This is a genomic window from Shewanella sp. SM55, assembly GCF_025654025.1.
Lineage (GTDB): Bacteria > Pseudomonadota > Gammaproteobacteria > Enterobacterales > Shewanellaceae > Shewanella > Shewanella oncorhynchi.
In genome coordinates this window covers 312,094-333,301 of the sequence record NZ_JAKKRS010000001.1, presented here as the reverse complement: position 1 = coordinate 333,301, position 21,208 = coordinate 312,094, and the positions used below count along the sequence as shown (strand labels likewise).

At 44.8% G+C, this 21,208-nt stretch carries 19 protein-coding genes; 11 read left to right on the top strand and 8 right to left on the bottom strand.

The genetic code is table 11. From position 1 onward, the window contains the following. Window positions 1-120: 120 nt before the first annotated feature. The 3 genes from L5L91_RS01505 to L5L91_RS01495 all read left to right on the top strand — a co-directional run bounded on the left by L5L91_RS01505 (window position 121) and on the right by L5L91_RS01495 (window position 5,885). Window positions 121-1,266 carry an exonuclease SbcCD subunit D gene (locus L5L91_RS01505; protein ID WP_263235520.1) on the top strand — a complete coding sequence of 382 codons (1,146 nt, stop codon included), beginning with the start codon at window positions 121-123 and terminating at the stop codon, window positions 1,264-1,266. Next, on the top strand, window positions 1,263-4,319 hold the full coding sequence (locus L5L91_RS01500) for an AAA family ATPase (RefSeq protein ID WP_263235519.1): 3,057 nt from the start codon (window positions 1,263-1,265) through the stop codon (window positions 4,317-4,319). Before L5L91_RS01505 ends, L5L91_RS01500 begins: the two co-directional genes overlap by 4 nt. A 264-nt stretch (window positions 4,320-4,583) precedes the next feature. Beyond that, window positions 4,584-5,885, top strand: a complete 1,302-nt coding sequence (locus L5L91_RS01495) for a peptidoglycan DD-metalloendopeptidase family protein (RefSeq protein WP_263175939.1) — start codon at window positions 4,584-4,586, stop codon at window positions 5,883-5,885. 372 nt (window positions 5,886-6,257) lie between these two features. Here the strand turns inward: L5L91_RS01495 and L5L91_RS01490 are convergent, their stop codons facing one another. From L5L91_RS01490 to L5L91_RS01475, 4 genes are all read right to left on the bottom strand, one after another. Next, window positions 6,258-6,713, bottom strand: coding sequence for a hypothetical protein (locus L5L91_RS01490; protein ID WP_173248655.1), 456 nt, complete (start codon window positions 6,711-6,713; stop codon window positions 6,258-6,260). A gap of 90 nt (window positions 6,714-6,803) precedes the next feature. Then, complete coding sequence (locus tag L5L91_RS01485) at window positions 6,804-7,328, bottom strand: M48 family metallopeptidase (RefSeq protein WP_168823683.1); 525 nt, start codon at window positions 7,326-7,328, stop codon at window positions 6,804-6,806. A 48-nt stretch (window positions 7,329-7,376) separates the two neighbouring features. Continuing rightward, a complete protein-coding gene (locus L5L91_RS01480; RefSeq protein ID WP_028760422.1) occupies window positions 7,377-7,814 on the bottom strand; it encodes a DUF3010 family protein in 438 nt (145 codons plus the stop codon). A 203-nt stretch (window positions 7,815-8,017) separates the two neighbouring features. Then, entirely contained in the window at window positions 8,018-9,373 is a 1,356-nt protein-coding gene (locus tag L5L91_RS01475) for a DEAD/DEAH box helicase (RefSeq protein ID WP_173496518.1), read from the bottom strand. A 250-nt stretch (window positions 9,374-9,623) separates the two neighbouring features. Between L5L91_RS01475 and rssA the strand changes: the two genes are divergently transcribed. Then, the gene (rssA, locus tag L5L91_RS01470) at window positions 9,624-10,571 is read left to right on the top strand and encodes a patatin-like phospholipase RssA (protein WP_263163223.1); all 948 of its coding nucleotides are present in this window, start codon (window positions 9,624-9,626) and stop codon (window positions 10,569-10,571) included. A gap of 135 nt (window positions 10,572-10,706) precedes the next feature. Here rssA and L5L91_RS01465 read toward each other — a convergent pair whose 3' ends face one another. Next, window positions 10,707-11,717: an NADP-dependent oxidoreductase gene (locus L5L91_RS01465; RefSeq protein ID WP_263163221.1), complete on the bottom strand. Its 1,011-nt coding sequence runs from the start codon at window positions 11,715-11,717 to the stop codon at window positions 10,707-10,709. A 146-nt stretch (window positions 11,718-11,863) separates the two neighbouring features. Here L5L91_RS01465 and L5L91_RS01460 point away from each other — a divergent pair, with 146 nt between their 5' ends. The 7 genes from L5L91_RS01460 to L5L91_RS01430 all read left to right on the top strand — a co-directional run bounded on the left by L5L91_RS01460 (window position 11,864) and on the right by L5L91_RS01430 (window position 18,470). Then, window positions 11,864-12,343: a MarR family winged helix-turn-helix transcriptional regulator gene (locus tag L5L91_RS01460; protein ID WP_263163220.1), complete on the top strand. Its 480-nt coding sequence runs from the start codon at window positions 11,864-11,866 to the stop codon at window positions 12,341-12,343. A 119-nt stretch (window positions 12,344-12,462) separates the two neighbouring features. Beyond that, window positions 12,463-13,152 (top strand): hypothetical protein, encoded by a 690-nt coding sequence (locus L5L91_RS01455; RefSeq protein WP_173245565.1) that lies wholly within the window; start codon window positions 12,463-12,465, stop codon window positions 13,150-13,152. 261 nt (window positions 13,153-13,413) lie between these two features. Further along, complete coding sequence (gene nrdD, locus L5L91_RS01450) at window positions 13,414-15,531, top strand: anaerobic ribonucleoside-triphosphate reductase (protein WP_173245562.1); 2,118 nt, start codon at window positions 13,414-13,416, stop codon at window positions 15,529-15,531. 113 nt (window positions 15,532-15,644) lie between these two features. Continuing rightward, window positions 15,645-16,106 (top strand): anaerobic ribonucleoside-triphosphate reductase-activating protein, encoded by a 462-nt coding sequence (gene nrdG, locus L5L91_RS01445; protein WP_263144485.1) that lies wholly within the window; start codon window positions 15,645-15,647, stop codon window positions 16,104-16,106. Window positions 16,107-16,220: 114 nt separating this feature from the next. Then, on the top strand, window positions 16,221-16,577 hold the full coding sequence (locus L5L91_RS01440; RefSeq protein ID WP_028760414.1) for a YibL family ribosome-associated protein: 357 nt from the start codon (window positions 16,221-16,223) through the stop codon (window positions 16,575-16,577). 273 nt (window positions 16,578-16,850) lie between these two features. Continuing rightward, entirely contained in the window at window positions 16,851-17,465 is a 615-nt protein-coding gene (gene ribA, locus L5L91_RS01435) for a GTP cyclohydrolase II (RefSeq protein WP_006087423.1), read from the top strand. A 57-nt stretch (window positions 17,466-17,522) separates the two neighbouring features. Continuing rightward, entirely contained in the window at window positions 17,523-18,470 is a 948-nt protein-coding gene (locus tag L5L91_RS01430) for a hypothetical protein (RefSeq protein WP_263235517.1), read from the top strand. A gap of 51 nt (window positions 18,471-18,521) precedes the next feature. Here the strand turns inward: L5L91_RS01430 and L5L91_RS01425 are convergent, their stop codons facing one another. The 3 genes from L5L91_RS01425 to L5L91_RS01415 all read right to left on the bottom strand — a co-directional run bounded on the left by L5L91_RS01425 (window position 18,522) and on the right by L5L91_RS01415 (window position 21,173). After that, on the bottom strand, window positions 18,522-18,977 hold the full coding sequence (locus tag L5L91_RS01425; RefSeq protein ID WP_263175935.1) for a FlxA-like family protein: 456 nt from the start codon (window positions 18,975-18,977) through the stop codon (window positions 18,522-18,524). 169 nt (window positions 18,978-19,146) lie between these two features. Beyond that, complete coding sequence (locus tag L5L91_RS01420; RefSeq protein ID WP_263235516.1) at window positions 19,147-19,530, bottom strand: VF530 family protein; 384 nt, start codon at window positions 19,528-19,530, stop codon at window positions 19,147-19,149. 182 nt (window positions 19,531-19,712) lie between these two features. Then, a complete protein-coding gene (locus tag L5L91_RS01415; protein WP_263235515.1) occupies window positions 19,713-21,173 on the bottom strand; it encodes a carbon starvation protein A in 1,461 nt (486 codons plus the stop codon). Window positions 21,174-21,208 lie beyond the last annotated feature (35 nt).

The following is a 21,208-nucleotide window of genomic DNA, read 5'->3' as shown; positions in this document are numbered from 1 at the left end:
TTGTGTACATATTTAATCCGATTGATTTAAGTGCAGTGTCTATCTTGCCAGTCTTATTTTGCATCGACGGGCGGCATATGCGCTCGGGTTTAGCGCCACCACTTCTTTAAAAGAGCGATTATGAAATTTATCCACACCTCGGACTGGCACATAGGTCGTCAATTACACAATCAATCACTACTGGATGATCAAGCTTTTGTGCTCGAGCAAATCATTGCTCTAGCGGATGAACACAAGGTGGATGCCGTGATTGTGGCGGGGGATATTTATGACAGATCGATTCCGCCTGCGAATGCGGTCGCGTTGTTAGATGATGTGCTTAACCGCTTAGTGCATGATTTAGGCCTACAAGTCATTATGATTGCGGGTAATCACGATGGTCACGAGCGCTTAGGTTTTGCAGCAAAACAAATGGCGGCAAGTGGGTTACATATTATTGGCCCTTTGAGTGCTGATATTTATCCCATTACTTTGTCGAGTTCAAGCGGTGATGCGGTGTTTTATGCCTTGCCCTATGCCGAACCTGCCACAGTGCGCCAAGTTTTTGAGTGTGAGGCTACAAGCCATGAGGCCGCAATGACGCTATTGCTTGAACAAGTACGCCAGCACGATAGCCAAGGTTTGCCGAAAGTGGTAATAAGCCATTGTTTTTTGGATGGTGGCAGCGAGTCAGAATCTGAGCGGCCACTGAGCATTGGTGGCGCCGATAAAATATCGCCAACGCTATTTACTGAGTTTGATTATGTCGCCCTTGGGCATTTGCACGGACCGCAATACAAAGGTGCAGAGCATGTGCGCTACTCAGGATCGATTTTGAAGTATTCCTTTAGCGAACAACATCAACATAAGTCGGTGACCTTAGTCGAGCTTGGCGCAAAAACGCCAGCAGATATCCGTTTATTGCCATTAACGTCGATACGCGATGTCCGCATCTTAGAAGGGGAGTTAGCCACATTACTCGCCCAAGGTAAAATGGATATCAAGCGTGAGGACTACCTTATGGTCAGACTCCTTGATAAACATGCCATTTTAGATGCTATGGGGAAATTGAGAGCCGTTTACCCTAATGTGCTGCATTTAGAGCGGACGGGTCTGATGGCGGGGCAGCAACAAGTCACCTTGAGCCGAGATCATATCAAAAAAGGCGAGATGGACATGTTCCGTGACTTTTTCTCTCAAGTGTCCGGCGAGTCATTAACACAAGCACAGCAAGCCGTGATGGATGAACTCCTGACTAAGCTACACAATGAGGAGCACCAAGCATGAGACCACTTAGCCTTTCCATGTCAGCTTTTGGCCCCTTTGCATCGACGCAACAACTTGATTTTACGGCCTTAGGCACTAATCCGTTATTTTTGATCAATGGACCCACAGGTGCGGGTAAGACGACCTTGCTCGATGGTATTTGCTTTGCCCTCTATGGCAAAACCACGGGTAATGAGCGTGAAGGCAGCCAGATGCGCTGCGATATGGCCGATGATAGTTTGCTAACAGAAGTCACTTTTAGTTTTCAGTTGGGTAATAGCAGTTATCGTATTCGCCGTGTGCCAGAGCAAGACAGGGTTAAAAAAAGCGGTGACGGCTCAACGGTGCAGAAGCCCGAAGCTCAGTTATATAAGATAGACGCCGAGGGTAATGAAAGTTTGCTTGTAGCGAGCAAAGTCTCAGAGGCAACTGCTGAGATTGAAGCCTTAACTGGCCTCGATGTGGAGCAGTTTCGCCAAGTGATGGTGTTGCCGCAGGGGAAATTTCGCGAATTGTTAATGGCAGACTCCAAAGCAAGAGAACTGATATTTAGTCAGCTATTTCAAACGCATATATACCGACGTATTGAAGATTCCTTAAAAAGTAAGGCTGCAGATATCCGCGCCTTAGTGAAAGATCAACGCAGCCGCCGTGATGGCATTTTACAAAGTGCGGGTTTAGCATCCGATGACGAGCTTAGCTGTGAATTAGCCAAGCTCACGCCAGAACTTGAAACTGCCCAAAGTGCGAAAGAACAGGCATTACAGCAGCAACAATGGGTGATAAAAACCAGCGATGCCGCCCAGCATTTATTGGCCGAATTTGTGCAGTTTGATGCCTTAACTCAAACGGTTGCTGCGCTTGATGCACAGCAAGAAAACATGGCTGCGCAAACCTACAAACTGAATTTGGCTAAACAGGCGCAGCACTTGGCACCCATGCTTGAGGTGTTTGTGGCCCGTGAGCAGGAAGCCAAGGCGGCAAGTCTTGCCCTTGAACATGCGAAAACAGCATTAACCAATGCTAAAAAAGCCTTCGATAACGCAGAGCTTAAGGCTGCTGATTTGCCCGTGTTGGAAGCGTCGTTACTTGAACAGGAACAGGTTAAACAGCAACTGAATGCCTTAGGGCCGCAGCTCAGGGAATTGGATAGGCTTAATAAAACCCTTGAACAAGAGCAAACGCAACTCATTAGCGCGAAAACACAACTTCAGAACAGCAAAAATGAGTTAACCACCGCAGTCCAAAAACGCCGTGAATTGGAATCCGCTCTGCCGCAACTACAGGCCAACAGCGAAACTCGCCTCTCATTGCAACAAGCGCATCAGCAGCAACAGCAGTTATTGTCTACCTATCAGCAATGGCAACAAGTGGCGGCAAGGGTATCGTCGACACAGGCAAAACTTGTTGAGGCTAAAGTCAAAGGGCGACAACTCAGTGCTCAGCATCAGCAAGCACAGGTTACATATAAAGCCTTATTGTTGACTTGGCATCAAGGACAGGCCGCTATTTTAGCGCGGCAATTACAGCAAGATGAACCTTGCCCTGTTTGTGGCAGCCAAACACATCCACAGCCAGCACAAAACCAAGAGCCACTCCCAAGTGATGAAGCGCTGCAATTAGCACTTGAGGCTGAAACGAATGCTCAAGAAATCCTGAGCAAAGCCAGAGCGGAATATCGTGGGCTACAAACGCAGTTAGAAACCTTGCAACAGCAAGCACAAGATCTCGCGGTCCAATTGGGCACTGCGGTTGATATTCCTTTAGACGAACATACACATACCTTGTCGCAATACGCTTTTTCACTCACTCAAGCGGAGCAAGCCCATCAGCAGTTACAGCTGTTACAGCAAGAGATTGCATTGTTGCACGCACAGGAAACGCATCTACAACAAAAGCTAGAGCAAGGACAAATACACGACAGTGCACTGCAATCTAAAGTGGATACATTGCAGGGGCAGTTAGCGCACATGCAGCAAAGTGTTCCATCTGCGCTTGCAACGCTTGAGGCCTTAACTGCAGCAATCGCGCAAAATCAGCAAAGTATCAGCCAAATTAAGCAACAGATTGCTAGTGTTAGGGATCTCCAACAACAGACTGGCCAATCTTTTGTTGCGGCTAAAGCGGCACTTAATGGTGCTGAAAATGCTGCTGAGGCGGCATTAGCCCAGCAAACGCGTGCACAGCAGCAACTCAATCAGCAATTAGTCGCAGCAGGTTTTGCCGATCAACAGGCCTTATTTGAGGCCATGCTGGATGAAGAACAACAGCGTGCATTAGCCAGCGAGATTGAGGCTTACCAGCAGCGCAGTGCTTTGACCAAGGCACAGTGCGAGCAGTTAGCGCTTAGGCTTAAGGATAAAGTACTACCCGATAGCATTAAGCTGGCTGCTGAGCTTGAGTTCGCGCAGCAAGCATTACACGCTGCCGAGCATGCATGGCAGTTGCTTCACACTCGCACAGTATTACTGATGCAAACTCAAACCCAGCTGAGTATTGCCGATGCAAAAGCTAAGGTTTTGGAAGATGAATATGCGGTTATCGGCACCCTTGCAGATGTCGCTAATGGAAATACAGGTAATAAGATCAGTCTGCAACGTTTTGTGTTAAGCGTACTGCTTGACGATGTGTTGTTAGAGGCAAGCCACAGGCTACACCTAATGAGCAAAGGGCGTTATCGTTTACTACGTAAGGAAGATAGGGCCAAGGGCAACAAAGCTTCTGGGCTCGAATTAGAAGTAGAAGATGCTTATACCTCCAAAGTGCGTCCTGTGGCCACCTTAAGCGGTGGTGAAAGTTTTATGGCAGCATTATCTATGGCGTTAGGCCTATCTGATGTCGTGCAAGCCTATGCTGGTGGTATTAAACTCGATACTTTATTTATCGATGAAGGCTTTGGCAGTTTAGATCAAGATTCTTTAGAACTGGCCATTCGGACCCTGATGGATTTGCAATCCTCTGGCCGCATGATAGGGGTGATCTCGCACGTGTCGGAAATGAAAGAGCAGATAAATACCCGCATCGACATCAATAAAACCTCACATGGGAGCGAAATGACGATAGTTTTGCCTTAGTTGCTCATTCTCACCGAGTGCGATAAATAACAAATTGTTTTATAAGTGTTATTTATTGTATCTCCTGTGTGTTTAACATTCGGATAATACACACAAAGTGAGTTGGAAATGCCAACTAGCGCATGTTTTTCATTAATGGTGCAACAAAAGAGTGAAATAGCGTTTGTCATAATCGGTTTTTTGATATAAGTTGGAAAAAATTCGGGCTTCCCTCAAAGGGACTGGTCAAAAATAGAACGCAAAGTTAACGAAAGGTGAAAAGCGTTGCAAACAGGCAAACCCAACTTTATCAACTTATCGCAAACCCGTTTGCAGAACTTATCATCGACCCAAAAGAACATTCTATTAATGGGTAGTTTGTTGATGGGTGCTGCGATGTTGATGCCGAATAATAACCATGTTACGCCAACTGCTCAGCGTATCCCTGTTGTTCTCGATATTGAAAATATTCTCCCCCAAGTTTCTGAACCTGAAGTCCTAGATCAAGCTGCACTCATTAATAATGCTCCCCAGTTTGAGCGAATTATCGTTTCCGGTGATACCTTAAGTGGGTTATTTTCCAAGGCGGGTGTTGATCAGCAGACTATGTATAAGGTTTTAGAAGCTGATTTAAACATTTTGGCACTTGATACCCTGTTACCTGGTAACAGAATGCAATTTTGGCTTGATAGTGAAGGCCAGTTACAAAAATTAGAACTTTATTTTAACGCTGCCCGCCAAGTGGTTTTTACGCGTTATGAAGACGGTAGTTTTAATGTTGAAGAAGTGAACGTTGAAGGTGTTTGGCAAAATCGAATTTTGACTGGCGATATTAAAGGTTCTTTCTACGTTTCAGCCCAAAAAATGGGCTTAGCCGCTGCAGATATTCAGCGAATTGAAGATTTACTCAAAGAAAAATTGAATTTTGCCCGTGATTTACGAGTTGGCGACAAATTCTCAGTTTTGGTAAATGATCAATATGTTGAAGGTGAACCGACGGGAAGTAGCCAAATTTTAGGCGTCAGTATTAAAAGTGGTCGTTCTGAAATTAGTGCATATCAATATTCTGATGGTAGTTATTATGATGCTAAAGGCCAGAGTTTAGTTCGGGCATTCCAACGTTATCCGTTAGCTAAACAACCGCGTATGAGTTCACGTTTTAACAGCCATCGCAAACACCCAATCACAGGGCGTATTTCTCCCCATAATGGAACAGATTTTTCCGTGCCAATCGGGACTAAAGTTATTGCACCTGGTGATGGAATTGTCAGTTTAGTGACTGACCATCAGTTTGCTGGTAAGTATATTGTGATTGAACATGGTGGTAAGTACCGTACCCGTTACCTACATTTGTCTAAGGCGTTAGTGCGTAAAGGTCAACGTGTAACTCGCGGTCAAGTGATTGCTTTATCTGGTAATACAGGTCGTTCGACTGGTCCACATTTGCATTATGAATTCCATATCAATGGTAAACCTGTTGATCCGTTGAAAGCCGATATTCCTATGTCGAGCAAGTTAGCGAATCAAGATTTACGCACATTCACTAATATGGTGAAGAGTCGTGAAGCTATAATGAACTTAGGTTAGCCAAACCTAAGCTAATAGAATTTATAGTATCAAAGTTTGAATAAATAATAGTACTGATTTTCTAGAAGAGTTTATCAATGCCGATGAAATGAAAATTTCATCGGCATTTTTGTTTCCAAAATGCTTATTGTGGTAGGCATTTTTTTGCTATCACGAGTACTGTTCGAGTTGTATGAAAGCTTAAAATTTATTCGATTCGAAGTCGTGGCGATAAAACATAAGGGGATAAAATAGATAGGATCTTCAGTTAGAAGTGGTATAGCGAGTCATTCAAAAGGTTGCGAAGAGGAAAATTGTGCGGCTGAAGAGCTTATAACGTTTTTTATTAAGGACTGAACAGAGAACCAAATATGCAGTGCTAAATAGTGCCTATCAGCTTGCGTGGCGCCTTTGCATCACTTTTAATGCGCACTTGCACAATTTACCTTTTAATGCGGGACAGCCACCGCAGGGTGATTTTTTAAAGGGGCGTAATGCAAAGCTGTGTTCTGTGGGTAAAGGAGAAAGTCGAGTAATAATAGTCGATGAAAATGTCGCATCATTTGCGGCAATAAACTTAGCTTTTGCGAGTTTTAATTGTTTTTTGAGTGTTGATTTATTGCTAAGGGCAAATTCTTGCTGAGCAATATGCTTAGAGAGTAATTGGGTGAGGTGCTTTCGTTGAGCCTTTTTATTCGTCAAAGATTTATCAGTCAGGGTGTTCAGACGAGATAAGGATGGAATCGCTTTTCCTGAACTTGAAACAGATTTCGCCTGTGTTTTGAGTAACTTTTTAGCTTGCTTTTTACACCACTTGCTTAAGAGTTTGTCGATATTCTGTTTCGTCATTGTCATTACAGTATTCTGCAGCACTAGATACTACAACATTCTAAATGAAAACTATTATCAGTCAAGTTTTGGGCGAAAAATATACGAAGGTCAGGTATCGACTTTATCTGCAGAATAAGGGGATATGTTAGCGTCGATGCAAGTCAATAATAAGCGCAAATCAAATTCAAACTGGTGATAATCCGGCTCCATGTGGGTACACAAATTATAGAAAGCTTTGTTGTGATCTTTTTCTTTTAAATGGGCTAATTCATGTACGACGACCATACGCAACAAAGGTTCTGGCACACGCTTTAAACGCGAAGAAATGCGAATTTCGTTCTTCGCTTTGATTTTATTGCCTTGAACTCGTGCTACGTAAGAATGCAAGCCAAGTGCATGATGGCTAATATTAATTTTGTCATCAAATATCACTTTTGAGAGCGGGGAGGACTGGCGTAAAAATTGATTTTTAATCGTCTGAGTATAGTCGTACAGCGCTTTATCGCTACGAACGCTATGTATGACAGGATGACGTTTCAGCAATAGCTTGGGTAATGTGCCAGCATCGAGATGTTGCTGTACCTGCTGCTGAATATCAGGGCTGTAACCGTTTAAGTACTTTAATGGATTCATAGAGGATTTAGCTCCGAATGACTTCGGAGCCTGAGTTCATCACATTACTTATACTTTGCCAAAAATTCGGCGATTTTGATGGGCATAAGCGGCTTCGAAAGCTAACTGCTGTACTTTTTTAAGATCTAAACTATCGAAATCAACTTGGGGTGGATTGCGCTTGTTTTGCTCTTTGATAGTGACAGGAGACAATAGACTGACGGGTAATTCCCCTAATTGAATGGCTGCTTCAAGTTTAAAGCTTGTCGCTGAACCCGCGAGTTTACCTTTTTGCTCACGTTCTATGATGACAACTTCATCAACGCGATAATCTTGCATAAGCTTATGAAAAGCGAAGTGAAACTCACGAATAGCTTCTGTGGTAGCAGATTGGGAAACGGTGAAAGACACCTTACGGCATTCTGGCACATTGAAGGTTTCACCTTCATAGCTCAATAAACTGATAATGGCTTCGCCACCTTTTAATTCAACACCACAAACTCTCATGTTACACCTTCAAAATATCGATAATAGCGCTATTGTAGCTGGAAATGACATGAGGATCAGTGTTTACCATGCGCTTTTGATTCGCTTGGCGACAGACTGATAATTTTAGTATGTCAATTTCCAGTATTAGATCATGCCTATGTGATTTGTATCAGAGATAATATCTGATGTTAAATCCACCGGCCTTTATGCATAAATTAGTTTTAAACTTCTTCAGTATCATTATCTTGCAGTAATTGTGCCGCAGCAGGTTTTCTACGCATAGGAGCATCGCCGACATCCACGCCCGTGATGAAACGCTTATCCCGCGACGGTGCTGGTGTGGTTGCTTTGGTTCTTTTGCTCTTACCTTTAGCAAGCTCCGCTTTAGCAACACGTTTTACTGGCGTTTGTTTAGCTTTGCTTTTTAGACCACTAAATTTAGCTTCTAGGCCTGGAATTGTGCTGATCTCAAAGGTTTTTCTGAGGAAGACTTGGACTTTCTTAAAGTTGTCCCAATCTTTTGGCCCGACGAGCGATATCGCATCACCTTTTGCGCCTGCACGACCAGTACGGCCGATACGATGCACGTATTCTTCGGCAAATTTAGGCATGTCGAAGTTAACGACCAAGGACACATTGAGCAAATCCAGGCCGCGAGAGGCGACATCGGTTGTCACTAGTACTTGTTGTTGGCCACGGGCAAATTGGTCCATGATTTGGTTTCGTGCGGCCTGCTTTAAATCACCGCTGAGTGCGGCGGTTGCAAAACCTTGCGTGGTTAATTTAGCGGCTAAGCGCTCAGTATCTGGACGCGTCGCGGTAAAAATAATCACTTGTTTATGGGTTTCATCTTTGAGCAAACGGGCTAATAACGCTTCTTTATGGTCTAAGTGGTCACATAAAAAGATACGTTGATGAATATCGTTATGCTCAGAGTGAGCCGCGCCAATCGCCACGTGCGCTGGATTTTTTAGTAATGTTGCTGCGATATCATTGATTTCGTCGTGATCTAACGTGGCCGAAAACATCAGCGTTTGACGACGTTTATGATCGGCTGCATCGTTGATGGCTTTTAACTGCGGGGCAAAGCCTAAATCTAACATGCGGTCGGCTTCATCGAGGACTAATAACTCTAAGCCATTGAGAAAAAGATGCTTCTGTTCTAAATGATCGGCGATACGGCCTGGAGTCGCGACAATAAAATGCGGTTCTTTCGCTAAGGCTTTGGCTTGGTCATTAAAGTTTTCACCGCCCAGTACGCTGATGGCCTTGTATTGGGTGTTGGCGACAAGCAGGCGAAGCTGACTATAAACCTGATGCGCTAGTTCGCGGGTCGGTAATAAAATCAAGACTCTAGGATCACGTTTCGACAGTGAGCGGGTAGAAATGACTCTTTGCAATGCGGGTAACAAAAACGCTAAGGTTTTACCTGAGCCCGTTTTTGATGACGCCATTAAATCTTTACCTGCCAATGCGATAGGCAGTGCTTGTTCCTGGATGGCGGTGGGTTCTGTGATCCCCATATGTTTTATGCTTTGAAGCAGACGCTGGTCCAGAGAAAAATCGGTAAATTGCAAAGGTATATCCCCTAAATCTTAGTAAGGGCAGATTATAGCCTTAATCGCCCTTGCTCAGCTATCCACATCGGTGATTATCTCTGCTTCATGCACGGATTGATGTAGAAAGTGTGCCATTTATGCTCTGTTGATTGTATTTATTTACATTGGTGTTACAACCTCTTAATTGTGTCGTTTTTACCGATTGACAGTGGATATGGCAGGATTTTACGTTATCGTGTACTGCATTGAGTTACAGGAGAAATGATTTATGGCTAACGGAACAACCCCTTCGGTAGGTATTGCTTTGGGTAGTGGGGCGGCGAAAGGTTGGGCACATATAGGTGTATTGAATGGTTTAGCTGCCATGGGTATTAAGCCCGATAAAGTGGCTGGATGTTCGGTGGGGGCTTTAGTGGGGGCCGCTTACGCCCATGATCATTTACCCGAGTTAGAAAGATGGGTGCGCAGTTTTTCTAGTTGGGACGTGCTTGGCTTGATGGATATTCGATGGCGTAAAGGCGGGCTTATCGGCGGAGACAAGGTGTTCGATGTGCTGCATGCACGTATAGGAGATGTGAATATTGAGAATCTCAATCGTCCCTTTGCAGCCGTCGCGACTGACTTATACTCTGGTCAGGAAATTTGGTTTACTGAAGGGGATTTACGGCAAGCGGTACGGGCCTCTTGCTCCATGCCGGGGATTTTAGCCCCGGTCAGACAAGGAGATCGCTGGTTAGTCGATGGTGCTGTAGTGAATCCTGTTCCTGTTTCGGTCAGCCGTGCCATGGGTGTTGATGTAGTGATTGCAGTGGATTTATATGGTTATCATTCTGGGCGTATCCAAGTGTTACCCGTGAATATGACCAGCCAAAGGACTGTCCAAGCTGAAATGGATATGCCAGCGCGACAAGAAACGGGCTTTATGGATTTATTCGCCCGTGGCCGAGATTATGTCAGCAACCTAACCGATAAGTTTTCACTCGGCACTAAATCGAATCCGGGGATGATTGCTGTGATGTCGCAATCTATGGGTATTTTAGAGCAAAGACATAAGCGGGCGCGGTTGATGGGCGATCCACCAGATATTTGTATTGTGCCAGAGGTGGGAAATATCGGCACTATGGAGTTTCATCGTGCTGATGAGGCGATTGCCGCCGGCGAAGCGGCGGTGGAGAAAGTCGCCCACTTGATTGAAGCTGCGCTCTGGAAAGGCTGATGATGCAAAATGTAGAGTCAAAAGCTTTCATATAGATAGCGTTTGATTGCAAGATAAACAAAAGTCGGTATCACTTTCGCGATACCGACTATTTGCTATATCATATTGAGATGTTTATACCGCTTTGTTGGTGACTTAGGCTAGTTTTACCAACATTTTACCGCGATTCTTACCTTCAAATAGACCGATAAAAGCATCAGGTGCTTGTTCAAGCCCTTGATAAATTGTTTGTTCTGCTTTGACTTTGCCTTCCGCTAACCATTGAGCCATTTTTGCGGTGAACTCAGGATAATGCGCCCAATGTTCGGATACGATAAAACCTTCTAACTTGAGTTTTCGCATTACAATTAGGGCTAAGTTGTCAGGGCCAGGTGTTGGAGTTGTGTTGTTATATTGCGAAATCATACCGCAAACAGCGATACGTCCATGATCTTTCATATTGCTCAGCGCTGCGGCTAAATGCTCGCCACCGACGTTCTCAAAATACACGTCAATTCCTTCTGGGGCGGCTTTTGTCAACGCTTGGGTAAGATTGCCACAAGTCTTGTAATTGATGACCGCATCAACACCATAACTTTTTAATAATTCAGCTTTTTCATCTGAACCGACAGAGGCTATTACACGAGCACCTATTAGTTTACCAATTTGGCAGGCTACGCTACCTACTGCGCCAGAGGCTGCGGAAACGAACAGTGTCTCACCCGCTTTTAAATCTGTAATGTGAGTCAGTCCTGTCCAAGCTGTCATGCCTGGCATTCCGAGTACGCCGAGGAAATGTGAATTATCAAGCGTAGTTAGTGGTAAAGCTGTCAGTCCTGCGGTATCTGTGACTGCGTGTTCACGCCAACCTAGCATGCTGCTGACTTTAGTACCAACCGGGAACTTGGTGTTTTTTGACGCGATAACTTCACCAATCGCACCGCCTTCTAAGACTTGATTTAAGGCGAAGGGCGGAACATAACTCTTGCGATCAACCATGCGCCCGCGCATGTAAGGGTCAACCGACATCCATAGATTTTTAATCAGCACTTGTCCATCAGCGAGAGGTGCTAACGCTTTATTTACTAAAGTAAAGTTCTGTGCTGTAGGCATGCCTTCTGGGCGACTAGCTAGATGGATTTCACGGGTTTCAGTCATACTCTTCATAAAAAATCACTTTTTGTTTGTGCGCAAACTAATGATGTTAACTCTACGTGGCTTTAAGATTGAATGCAAATAGTTTGCGCGCAAACTAGATGGGGTGGGACAGATCGGATAAGATAGTGTTATGTTTAAATGACAGGCGCTTAAACGTGCAGAATTGCTTACCTCAACCTGAGCTAGACGCTACAAAACAGACTCATAGCCAAGCTCCACTCTGTTTATCCGATAATGTTTGTTTCGCGTTATATTCTGCGAGCAATGCATTAGTGCGTGCTTATCGGCCTCTACTCGAGGCATACGAGTTAACTTTCCCTCAATATCTGGTGATGCAAACCCTGTGGCGTCAAAACGGCTGTAGCCAAACCCAGCTATCAGCGGCGACTAAGCTCGATATGGGGACGCTAACGCCTATCGTTAAGCGATTAGAGGTAAAAGGCTTGATCACGCGTTTGGCCTGCATTGAAGATGAGCGGAAAAAGCTGATCACTCTGACAAGTCAAGGAGAGGGTATCAGGCACGAAGCTCTTGCCTTGAAGCAAACCTTGCTTGATAAAGTGCAGATGGACGCTGAGGCACTCGATTTACTAAGGCGGCAATGTCTTGCCTTGATCGAAGACATACAGTCCTAGATATAAGTTAGTTTATGCATAGTGATGCTATTAACTCAGGGGTTGCACTGATTAATACTTGATTGGCTTAGTTTTTGCTTTAAAACCGTCATTGAGTCTTAGACGCCGAATTTTTGACGATGAATTCTATTTTAAATGCCTTTAATCTTAATCGCAGCAGTGCCAGTATCGCCGATGCTTATGGTGCCAATAGCCAAAAGACGAGCACGGCTAAAACCGATACTACGACAGAAACAAATAAAACGCAGACGGATGCTACCAAACCCGATAAAGGTAAAACCGATGAGATAGCGCTGTCGCCACGGGCGCAACGCGCACAGAAAATTCAATCGATGGCGAAGGATTTTTTTGCCGATGGTCAATTTGGCGTCGCCGATATTCCCGCATTGGTGTCGCGCTTACAAAAAGATGGCATTTTATCGGATGTGCAACTCGAGCGTTTATCGAAAAACGGTATTACAGTGCCGAGCACAACAACGCCGACTAAACAATCGTTGCAAGATTTTTTAGATGATGAAATCAAATCATTAGCTAAAAAATCACCCAATAATCCTCTTATCAATACCTTAGTTGATGCTAAGAACGTCTTAACCAATATGGATGATGCTCAGTCGCCGGTGCTAGCCCAGAAGGCCACGAAAGTCCTTAGCCAATTGACGGATTATTTGAATTCTGAACCTCCGCTTACGGATGCTCAAAAGCAGCAGTGGCAGGGGCTAAAATCTATGATGCAACTCGCCTCATCTATGGGGGCGCATCAGTCAGCATCGGGCCAACTCAGTAGTTATCTTGCGCTTGCTAAACGTTAATTCACATCCATAGTGCGTGATAAACACAAATTGTCACGCATTCAACTAGCTGGGTTTAATCAGCAGGTCAAGGCGCAATTTTCAGATAATTGGGCCTAGCTGCAGTTCTTGTTTGTTCTTTTATTTCATCCTAAAAACTATGATCTGGATCATGGACTCCTTACCGTCATTGTAGCCTAATGCTCTACATATTGTGTTTTATGCTTTTAAAATCACTAGATGTAGTGTTAATTTTTAGGCGAGATGGAGAGGAACTGAACAATGCCAGTCGTAATTAAGCGTGATGGTTGCCGCACACCTTTTGATGAAACAAGGATAAGGGATGCAGTGAATGCCGCTGCAAACTCAGTTGGAATAGAGGATGGCGACTATGCAGCGACAGTGGCAGCGTGTATCAGTCAGAGCGTCGCGCCATTAGCTGAAGTCGATATCCACCATCTACAAGATGCGGTTGAGAATTTACTGATGGAAGGGCCGTACAAGTCCCTGGCGCGGGTGTATATCGAATACCGCCACGACAGAGATGTGTGCCGTGAAGCGACCAGTAAACTCAACCTCGAAATCCGTGGTTTAGTTGAGCAAAGCAATGCGGCTTTACTCAATGAAAATGCTAATAAAGATTCAAAAGTCATTCCTACTCAGCGGGATTTACTCGCGGGCATAGTCGCCAAACATTACGCCAAGAGTCATATTTTGCCAAAGGATGTAGTCGCTGCCCATGAAGCGGGCGAGATCCATTACCACGACTTAGATTACTCTCCGTTTTTCCCGATGTTTAACTGCATGTTGATTGATTTAGCTGGCATGTTGACCCACGGCTTTAAAATGGGTAATGCCGAAATTGAAACCCCTAAGTCTATTTCAACAGCGACAGCGGTGACCGCTCAGATTATTGCCCAAGTGGCGAGTCATATCTATGGCGGAACTACTATCAACCGTATCGATGAAGTGTTAGCGCCATTTGTCGCTAAGAGCTACGACAAGCATTACCAAATTGCCCTGAATTGGAAGATTACCGACGCCAAAGCCTTTGCCACGGCGCAAACTGAAAAAGAATGTCACGATGCATTCCAGTCTTTGGAATATGAGGTCAATACCTTACACACTGCCAATGGCCAAACACCGTTCGTGACCTTTGGGTTTGGTTTAGGCACGTCATGGGAATCACGCTTAATTCAGCAATCAATGCTCAAAGTGCGGATGGCGGGATTGGGTAAAAATCGCAAGACTGCAGTATTCCCTAAGCTAGTGTTTGCGATTCGTGATGGTATTAATCATAAAGCGGGCGATTGCAATTACGATGTAAAACAGATGGCGCTCAAATGCGCAACAATGCGCATGTATCCCGACATTCTCAACTACGAGCAAGTCGAGAAAGTGACTGGTTCATTTAAAACCCCAATGGGCTGCCGTAGCTTTTTAGGCACCTATGAAGAAAATGGCGAGCTTGTGCATGAAGGGCGCAATAATTTGGGAGTGGTCAGTCTAAACTTGCCGCGGATTGCCTTAGAAGCCAATGGCGATGAGACTGAGTTTTATCGCATTTTAGATGACAGATTAGTATTAGCCCGTAAAGCGCTGGATACCCGTATTGAGCGACTGAACGGTGTTAAAGCCCGCGTGGCACCTATCCTCTATATGGAAGGCGCCTGTGGTGTACGTTTACGGGCAGATGATGATGTGGCGCAAATCTTTAAAAATGGCCGTGCGTCGATTTCACTCGGTTACATTGGACTGCATGAAACCATGAATGCACTCTATGGAACCCAAACCCATGTATTTGATGATGCACAATTAAGGGAAAAAGCCGTTGCTATTGTAGCTTATCTTAAAGCGGCTACCGATGCGTGGAAGGCCGAAACAGGTTATGGCTTTAGTCTGTATAGCACGCCAAGTGAGAGTCTCTGCAGCCGTTTTTGTAAACTGGATGCGAAGCAATTTGGGCTAGTCACTGGGGTGACTGATAAGGGGTATTACACCAATAGTTTTCACCTTGATGTGGAAAAAAGTGTTAATCCTTACGATAAAATTGATTTTGAACAGCCATATCCCGCTATCGCGAACGGCGGCTTTATTTGTTATGGCGAATATCCCAATATGCAGCATAACCTCGAAGCGCTGGAAAACGTCTGGGATTATAGCTACAGCCGCGTGCCTTACTATGGCACTAACACGCCAATTGATGAATGCTACGACTGTGGCTTTACCGGTGAATTTAGTTGTACCAGTAAAGGGTTCACTTGCCCTAAGTGTGGCAATCATGAGCCTAGTCGGGTTTCTGTGACGCGTCGTGTGTGCGGTTACTTAGGCAGCCCAGATGCGCGGCCCTTTAATTATGGCAAGCAAGAAGAAGTAAAACGCAGGATCAAACACTTGTAACACTATTACCTTATTCTGCCTGTTAGACTTATTCCGTGGCATCACGTGGCATCAATGGTGCCATGGGGTAAGTACCAATGTTAAAAGATGAAATGCACTGTGAGTGACCATCAATGAATTACCATCAGTATTTCCCTATCGATGTGGTCAATGGTCCTGGTACGCGTGCGACCTTGTTTGTTTCTGGTTGTGAGCACCAGTGCCGGGGTTGTTACAACCAAAGCACGTGGGATCCCCGTTCTGGGCATGTGTTTGATAGGACGATAGAAGATAGGATTATTGCCGATCTTAATGATAAGCGGATTGTGCGCCGTGGTTTATCGCTTTCGGGCGGCGATCCTTTATTGCCTGTCAATCTCAGTGCCATTTTGACGCTCGTCAAACGAGTCAAGACTGAGTGTTCGGGTAAAGATATTTGGCTGTGGACAGGTTATGTGCTCGATGAGTTGAGTGATGAACAGCGCGCCGTGTTGGCCTATATTGATGTGCTGGTGGACGGAAAATTTGAACAAAGTCTTGCCGATCCGAGTCTTGTCTTTCGCGGTAGCAGCAATCAGATCATTCGTTTGTTATAAAAGCGGTAACGAGGATCTGTAACTTGCTGCTATAATCTCAGGCCTTGACACAGACGCTAGCATAATCAGGCTAAGATTTTACTGTGGCTAACTTAGGTAATTTAAGGTAACAGAATGAATTTAAAGCAAGAACTGCAGCAGCTTAACGATAAATTAGATAAATTTCGTCGTAAACTTGCTGCGGCTGAACAAAGAGGCGATGACGTCATTATTGCCCAGTTCAAACGCGAAATCGCTGCGGTCACTAAGCAAATCGGCAGTGTGAAAGGGCAACAAACCCGCTTATTGAATAAGCAAGGGTCAGATATCAAAGGTTTGCCTTTCCATCGTGCTTTGACAAAAGCGGAACAAGCAGACATGGGCAAACTGAAAAAGTCTGTCAAAGGGCTTGTGGTAATCCACCCTATGACGGCTATCGGCCGTGAAATGGGGCTAACGGAAGTTACTGGATACGCTCCCGCAAAATTTTAATGTGGGATTGGATGTCACTGGCACGGGATCGAGTGTCGATCGCGTGTTTGTGCTCCTTGTATTTAATGCACTGCTTCGTTTTAATCCATTCCTTCGTGCTGCCCATCGAAAAGACATTCATGTTTGGTTTAGTTGATTAAAACACTAAAGTATTTCTGGATTGTTCGAAAACACTTTAGAATGGTGCGCTTAGTTGGCTAAGTGCCTAATCCTCGTTTTGTTTCTAGGGATCTTATTCGTCTCATGGAATGAGAGTTGTCGTTAAGGTTAAGTATGTCGATAAAATATGTCGCGACGTCAAAGTTACCCACTCCTTGGGGCGTGTTTGCCATGCATGGTTTTGAAGATACAGAATCAGGCAAAGAGCATGTTGCGCTCACATTTGGTACGCTCAGTGCGGATGAACCTGTGTTGGGTCGAATTCATTCCGAGTGTTTAACTGGCGATGCGTTATTTAGCTTGCGTTGTGACTGTGGTTTTCAGTTACAAGCGGCGATGCAAAATATTGCGGAAACGGGCAGTGGCTTTATCCTCTATTTGCGCCAAGAAGGCCGTGGCATTGGTTTGTTGAATAAAATCCGCGCCTACGAGCTGCAAGATAAAGGTGCCAACACAGTTGAAGCCAACGAGCAACTGGGCTTCGAAGCCGATATGCGTAAATACGACATGATCAAACCTATGCTGGAACAGATAGGCGTGAAGCATGTGCGTTTGATGACCAATAATCCGCGTAAAGTGAAAGCGATGAAGGAGTTTGGCATCGAAGTGGTTGAGCGCGTACCGCTGCAAGTTGGTAAAAATCGTTATAACGAAGCGTACTTAAAAACTAAATCCACTGAGCTTGGACACATGATGTCTGAATATCATTTTATGGATGAAAATAAGTAGTTTTGTCATTATGATGAGTCGACCGATTGAGTTAAAAATGAGGAAGGTTTAAGTCAATTGAGCCATTGTTTCAGTCGGTTGCTATTAAGCTTGTCGCTAATGTGCTTGGTATTACTGAGCGTTATTCCTACCACCTTTGCCGATAGTGTCTCCGCTACAAATACATTCATATCTGCATCTCAAGCGGATGATTCCGGCTTTTCTATCAATCATGCATCTAATAGTAATGCTAATGGTAGTAATCCGATAGAAACTAGCGCTAATCCAAATTCTGTTTACGCCTTTGGTAGTTATCTTGGCACTGGCGTTTACCGCGCTGCAAACCAAAATGCGACCGTCGTTAGCATTCCGTTAAGCTTTGATTTGAAGAAAGATAGCGGTAGCCAAACTTGGTTACGGTTACCTATCTCCTTTGGTTTTTTTGATTATTTAGCCAAAGATATCACTGAAGGTGAGTTGCCGTCGTCGATAGGTACTATGACAGTTACCCCAGGTTTTGAGCATCATTGGCAGGCGAGTGAAAATACTCGAATGGAAGGGTATTTAGATATCGGTTTTGGTACTAACTTCGATAAAAACGATAACGTTGCTATTATTGCCTCAGGGATTAGTAGCTTGTATGACTTTACCTTAGCAGGGCAGGATGCTGTGTGGGTATCGAGATTACGCTTTGCTGGGTACAGCGAGCACTATGGTAAGTTTTCGGATCAATTTGCAGTACTACAAACAGGTGTTGATTTAGGGTTAGCACCACGCTGGCAATGGTGGGATCTACAGGTGCAACCAAGGATCTTTGCTGTGGGTTATTGGTATTTCAATGAGCTCAGATTTATCAGCGAGATAGAGCAAGATACTATTGTTTCTGGCAGCTATGAGGCAGGCTTCTCCCTTGCCTTTTCTAAGCCGTTAGGTGGTGAATTATTGAGTGTTGATCGCATCGGATTCAGTTATCGTCGTGGCGATGGGCTCAATGTTTGGCGTTTAATGTTTAGCTTTCCTATCTAGGTATCATCCATTACGGGATGTATTACAAAGACTATTGGTAAGTTATCTTGCCTAAGCTGACTTTTGCGCGTCGCGCATCTTCTTATCAGTCAAGGTCGCTATTTGACTACTTAGCTGCATTATTTGTTCTTGGATTAACTTACGTTGTTGCTCTGCAACCTCAGAGTCATCTCCTTTAAGTTTGGCCAGCATTTTTTGTAGTGCTTTGATCTGCTCCTTTATTTTCTGGATCTGTTGGTCGATTAACGTCATGGGCTCTTCTGACGCATCATTTTCTATTCCATCTTTTTTGGCTGCAGCATTGTCTCTTAAAGGGGCACCTACATCTGCGGACAATGCGGCGCGGCCGGCTGAAGAAATGGAGACTGTGTCTTGAGTATCCTGCGCATCTGCTGTCGATTCATTAGTCGCCGTTTTTGTTGTGGCAGGAGTTGCTGCGATATATGCGCCCGATACCGGAGTGAAAGTTGAGCCGATTGTGGCACTGTTTATTCCATTAATGCTCATTCCATACTCCATTAGATGCAAACGGTGTTGATACTCAAATCGCTATCGGCCATTAATTGAAAAGCTGAAGCTAATTTTTGGCTTATTTGGCAAAAAGCGCGATAGAGCTGATGACAATACAGCCCTTAAGTGAGGGCTGTTCACGTTTTATGGCTGCAGAGGGCGAAGATTAACTGTTACCCCAAATATGGCTATTTATTTTGTCATCTGTGCTAGGTTTATCGCTTTTAGCCGGCTTTTCAGGAGCGGTTTGAGTGGGCTTTTTAGTCGCGATTTTTGCCGCAGGCTTCTTAGCTGTTTGACTCGCTTCCGCTTTAGGTGGCGGCAAGGGTAATTTGTTGGCTCTTAAATAAAGATATTCGACTTTATCCCGCGCCCACTCTGTTTTTCTCAAAAAACGTAAACTGGATTTGATGCTGGGATCGTGGGTAAAACAGCGGATATTAATTCTTTCACCTAATTCTTCCCAGCCGTATTTCTCGACTAAATAAGTGATGATCGTTTCCAGTTTAATGCCGTGGAGCGGGTTATTCGATTGATTCATATTATGCATGTTGCAGTGTGCTATGGCGGGAGTATAGCAGTTTTGTATGCCTGATACAGTGTGCAATGGTATCGAGTCAAGCTTGAATACCTTGCTAGCTCAAACCTGTGATAGCTGTTATTGGTGGAGCAGTATGATCAAAACAGGCGCAATAAAGCGCCTGTTTTAGGTTGGTCATTTGGACTGTTTGACTAGTCTTTGACTGTCTCTTTAAGCTCAGTTTCAACCGGTAAATCAATTTCGCCTTTACCTTTGGTTTTCACAATCAAGAGTGCTGTAATCACTAAGGTTGTGACTATGCCCGCTATGGTTGATACCGTCATAGGTAAACCGGCACCTAAGGTTGACGAGTTCAGTAGGAAGGTGATAACCACAGTGGTCATAAACATCGCTGGAATTGTCGCAATCCAATGTAGTTTGTTATGTCGTAGCAGGTAAGCCGAAGCCGTCCACAGCATTAATACTGCAGTGGCTTGGTTTGCTACACCGAAGTAGCGCCAAATCACACCAAAGTCCACTTGGGTCAATATGCCGCCGATAACAAACAGTGGGAGAGCTAACACTAAGCGCTTTGGTAGTGAGATTTGTGGCATATTGAAAAATTCAGCCAGAATCAAACGCGCAGAGCGGAAAGCCGTATCGCCTGAGGTAATCGGCAGAATAATCACCCCTAGGATAGCCATAAAGCCACCAATAGCGCCTAACAGACCAGTAGAGGCCTCATAGACGACGTTGGCAGGGTTACCTGACATGCCCGCACTTAACCCTTCTACTCCGCCAAAGTAAGACAACGCGATGGCACACCAAAGCAATGCGATAATGCCTTCGCCAATCATGGCGCCAAAGAAGACGAAGCGACCATTAGTCTCGTTTTCAACGCAACGGGCCATTAACGGTGATTGAGTCGCATGGAAACCCGATACCGCGCCACAGGCAATAGTGATGAATAGGGCAGGCCAAAGTGGCATGTCGTTCGGATTTAAGTTTTGGAAGAAATCGCCCGCTTGTACGTTAGGCAGTAAGGTGTGCTCGCTTGATAGCATAATTGCGAAAGCTAAACCAAACGACATGAAGAACAATAAAGCGCCAAAGAAAGGGTACAGACGACCGATAATTTTATCGACAGGTACCACAGTTGCAATCAGGTAATAGATGAAGATTATGCCAACGAAGATACTGACATCCCAACCGGTAAGCTTGCCAAGTAAGCCAGCAGGCGCAGAGATAAAGACCACACCGACGAGCAGTAACAGCACAATAGCAAACACGTTCATGAAGTGTTTGGCGCTCTTACCTAAATACTTACCCGCAAGGTTTGGCACGGATTGACCGCCATTGCGCACTGACAACATACCGGAGAAGTAGTCATGTACTGCACCTGCAAAGATACAGCCAACCACAATCCACAACATGGCTGCAGGACCATAGAGTGCACCTAAGATAGGACCAAAGATTGGGCCTACGCCTGCAATGTTTAATAATTGAATTAGATAGACTTTGCCTTTAGACATAGGCACAAAGTCGACGCCATCAGTTTGACTGAAAGCGGGTGTTTGACGATTAGCGTTAATGCCGAAGACTTTCTCGACAAAGGCGCCGTAGATAAAGTAGCCGCCGATCAGTAGACCGACACAGAGTAGGAACCACATCATTTTTGTTATCTCCCCATTTGAGTTCTGGCGAGTGT